Source organism: Leisingera sp. F5, from assembly GCF_001593695.1.
In genome coordinates this window covers 1-3,628 of record NZ_LUKH01000218.1, presented here as the reverse complement: position 1 = coordinate 3,628, position 3,628 = coordinate 1, and the positions used below count along the sequence as shown (strand labels likewise).

The following is a 3,628-nucleotide window of genomic DNA, read 5'->3' as shown; positions in this document are numbered from 1 at the left end:
CCGGAAACCTTATTCTACAATCCACAGCACCCCTACACCAAGGCGCTGATCGCGGCCCAGCCGGAACCTGATATCGACCGGCCCATCGACTTAAAAATGGTAGCCCAAGGCGCAGGCGCGCCGGACTGCTGGCCCGAGGAATTCCGCTTTAACGGATCCGATGCCCCGCGCCTGGTTAACCTGAAACACCTGGAACCCGGCCATAAGGTGCGCTGCCATGCTTGATGCCCTGAAACCCTTTTTGGCGGTTGTTCTATGCCTTGCCCCGATTTCTGCCCTTTGCGGCCCCGAGGTCCAGGAAAGCAAATTCTGGAGCTCCGAAGTCAAGGCGGGCTACTTGCCCCCAGTGGCCAAACGCCTGCCAGAGGTGCCGCTGGTGGTCGATTTGGCTGCCAAAGGCCGGGCCTTCGGCACTGAGGGTGGCACACTGAACACCATGGTTACCCGTTCCAAGGACATCCGCCAGATGGTGGTCTATGGCTATGCGCGGCTGGCGGGCTATGACGAAAGCTACCGGCTGCAGCCTGACATTCTGCTAGGCTATGAGAACGAAGAGAACCGGCGCTACACACTGAAGCTGCGGCCCGGCCACCGCTGGTCCAGCGGTGATCCCTTCACTTCTGCCGATTTCCGCTACTGGTGGGAAGATGTAGCCAACCACCAGCTGCTCAGCCCGGCCGGTCCGCCGGATTTCCTGCGCGTGAACGGCAAGCTGCCGCGCGTAAGCTTCCCGGACGAAGCCACAATCATCTACGAATGGGACGACCCCAACCCCAGCTTCCTGCACATGCTGGCCCAGGCGCGCCCGCCTTTCATCTACCGGCCCGCGGAATACTTGAAGCAATTCCATGCCGATTACGCTGACCCGGGCGTGCTGGAGGAAGAAGTCGACTATGCCCGCGTAAAAAGCTGGGCCGCGCTGCACAACAAATACGATAACATGTACAAGTTCGATAACCACGAGCTTCCAACACTGCAGCCCTGGATAAACGCCTCGCCCGGCAAGAAGATCCGCCACCAGTTCGTGCGCAATCCCTATTACCACCGGATCGACAGCCGCGGCGTGCAACTGCCCTACATCGACACCGTGGAAATGGAGATCGTGACTGCCGGCCTGGTTGCGGCCAAATCCAACGCCGGAGAGGCCGACCTGCAGGCCCGCGGCCTCGGTTTTCGTGATATTCCGATCCTGCGCAAGGGTGAAAAGGACGGCGCAAACTACAAGACATATCTCTGGGGGTCCGGTGCGGCCTCGCAGATCGCGATCTATCCGAACCTGAATACCAAGGATCCGGTCTGGCGCGAGGTGCTGCGCGATGTCCGGGTACGCCGGGCGCTGTCGCTGGCTATCAACCGCCGTGCCATCAACCGGGCGCTATATTTCAACCTGGCCAAGCCCGGCGCCATGACTGTGCTGGAACAGAGCGAGTTCTTTGACCCTGCCCTGCGTGCCGCCTGGGCGGATTTTGACCCGGAGCAGGCCAACTGGCTTCTGGACGAGACCGGCCTTACAGAGAAAGACGCCTATGGGATCCGCTATCTGGCCGACGGGCGGCTGATGGAGCTGGTCGTGGAAACAGCAGGCGAACGTCAGGAAGTCGAGAATGCACTTCAGATAATTTCGGACGACTGGCGTGATGTCGGGGTCAAACTGGTTATGCGCCCGCTGGACCGCGACATCCTGCGCAACCGCGTGTTTTCTGGCAGCACCATGGCTTCTGCCTGGTTCGGCTGGGATAATGGCTTGCCGCAGGTCTACACCTCGCCCGCCTATCTGGCGCCGACGGATCAGGTGTTCCTTTCCTGGCCGAAGTGGGGCCAGTTCTATCAAACCGGCGGCGATTCGGGGGAGCCGCCTGACATGGCCCCGGCCCGGCAACTGATGGATCTGATGCAGGACTGGAACATGGCCACGACAGATGCCGAGCGTGCTACAGCCTGGCGCGCCATGCTGCAGATCCACGCTGATCAGGTTTTTGCCATCGGCGTCGTGGCCGCCGCGCCGCAGCCCGTCGTGGTCAGCAACCGCCTGCGTAATGTGCCCAATCAAGCAATATGGGCCTGGGATCCCGGCGCCCATTTCGGTCTTTACCGTCCGGATGAGTTCTTTTTTGAGGATGGCCAGGGCTGATGGAAATTCTGCGTTACGCCATTTACCGGTTTGGCACCATGCTGCTTACGCTTCTGGTGGTGTCGGTGCTGGTCTTTGCCATCATCAACCTGCCGCCGGGCGACTATCTGTCGAACCAGATTGCCGAGCTGCAGGCCACCGGCCAGTCCGCAGGCGTCGCCAAGGCGGAATTCCTAAGACAGGAATATGCGCTCGATAAACCCCTGTGGCAGCAATACATGATCTGGATGGGTTTCATGCCCGGCCCGCACGGGTTTTCCGGCATGATCCAAGGCAATTTCGGCTGGTCTTTCGAGTTCGACAGCCCGGTTGCCGATATTGTCGGCGACAGCCTGTGGCTTACAGTTCTGGTAAACTTGTCCGCCGTAATCTTTGTCTATGCGGTGGCGCTGCCGCTGGGTGTTTTAGCCGCTGCGCGGGCCCGGACCTGGATTGATTACACCTCGGCCTTTATCGGTTATCTGGGACTCGCCACGCCTAACTTTCTGCTCGCACTGATCTTGTTCTACTATGGCCACCGCTGGTTTGATCTGCCGATCGGCGGGCTGATGGCCCCCGAATACGAAGGTGTGCCGATGAACTGGGACAAAGTGAAGTCCATCCTCGTCCACCTGATCGTGCCGACCTTCGTGATCGGCACCGCCGGCGCTTCGGCGATGATGCAGCGGTTACGCGCCAACATGCTGGATGAACTTGGCAAGCCATATGTGGAAACTGCCATCGCTAAGGGCATGAAACCCTCGCGGATGCTGGCCAAGTATCCGCTGCGCGTCGCCTTCAACCCCTTTGTCGCCGACATCGGCAACCTGCTGCCGGCAATGATCTCAGGCTCGGTGCTGGTGTCGGTGGTGCTGGGATTGCAAACCATCGGGCCGACCCTGCTGACGGCGCTTAAAACCCAGGACATGTTCCTGTCGGGCTTCGTGCTGATGTTCGTCGCTTTGCTTACGCTGATCGGCACCATGGTTTCAGATGTTCTGCTGGTGCTGCTTGACCCGAGGATCCGGTATGAGGGGCGCGGCGCATGACCCGGCTGCCTGATGGACGTTATGTCGATGATGAACCTTTCGACCCGCAGGCCTCGCTGCTGGAGCTGGAGCGCAAGGACCTGGACGCGCCGAACTGGCTGCTGGTCTGGCGCAAATTCAAGACCCACAAGCTGGGACTGATTTCAGGCCTGTTCCTATTGGTCGCCTACCTCATGATCCCGTTCGCCGGCTTCCTTGCGCCCTACGGGCCAAACCAGCGCTTTTCAGAGCATCTGTATTCCCCGCCGCAATCGATCAAGCTGTTCCACGAGGGCGCGTTCGTGGGACCCTTCGTTTACCCAATGACCTCCGAGGCCAACCTGGAAACTTTCCAGTGGGAGTTCAGTCCCGACACCTCGCGTCCGCTGAAGCTTGAATTCTTCTGTGAGGGCCAAACCTATAAACTGGCCGGTCTCATCGAAAGCAACCGCCACCTGTTCTGCGCAACCGAAGAGGCGACGATCTTTAT

At 59.8% G+C, this 3,628-nt stretch carries 2 protein-coding genes and 2 pseudogenes; all 4 read left to right on the top strand.

What is annotated here, in order from left to right; translation table 11 throughout:
• Positions 1-225: pseudogene (locus A2I95_RS27650) on the top strand (ABC transporter ATP-binding protein); the annotation flags it as partial.
• Positions 218-2,131 carry an ABC transporter substrate-binding protein gene (locus A2I95_RS27645; RefSeq protein WP_291735078.1) on the top strand — a complete coding sequence of 638 codons (1,914 nt, stop codon included), beginning with the start codon at positions 218-220 and terminating at the stop codon, positions 2,129-2,131. The pseudogene A2I95_RS27650 and the gene A2I95_RS27645, both read left to right, overlap by 8 nt.
• Entirely contained in the window at positions 2,131-3,159 is a 1,029-nt protein-coding gene (locus tag A2I95_RS27640; RefSeq protein WP_291735076.1) for an ABC transporter permease, read from the top strand. The genes A2I95_RS27645 and A2I95_RS27640 overlap by 1 nt, the downstream gene beginning before the upstream one ends.
• Positions 3,156-3,628 (top strand): annotated as a pseudogene (locus tag A2I95_RS27635) (ABC transporter permease); the annotation flags it as partial. The gene A2I95_RS27640 and the pseudogene A2I95_RS27635, both read left to right, overlap by 4 nt.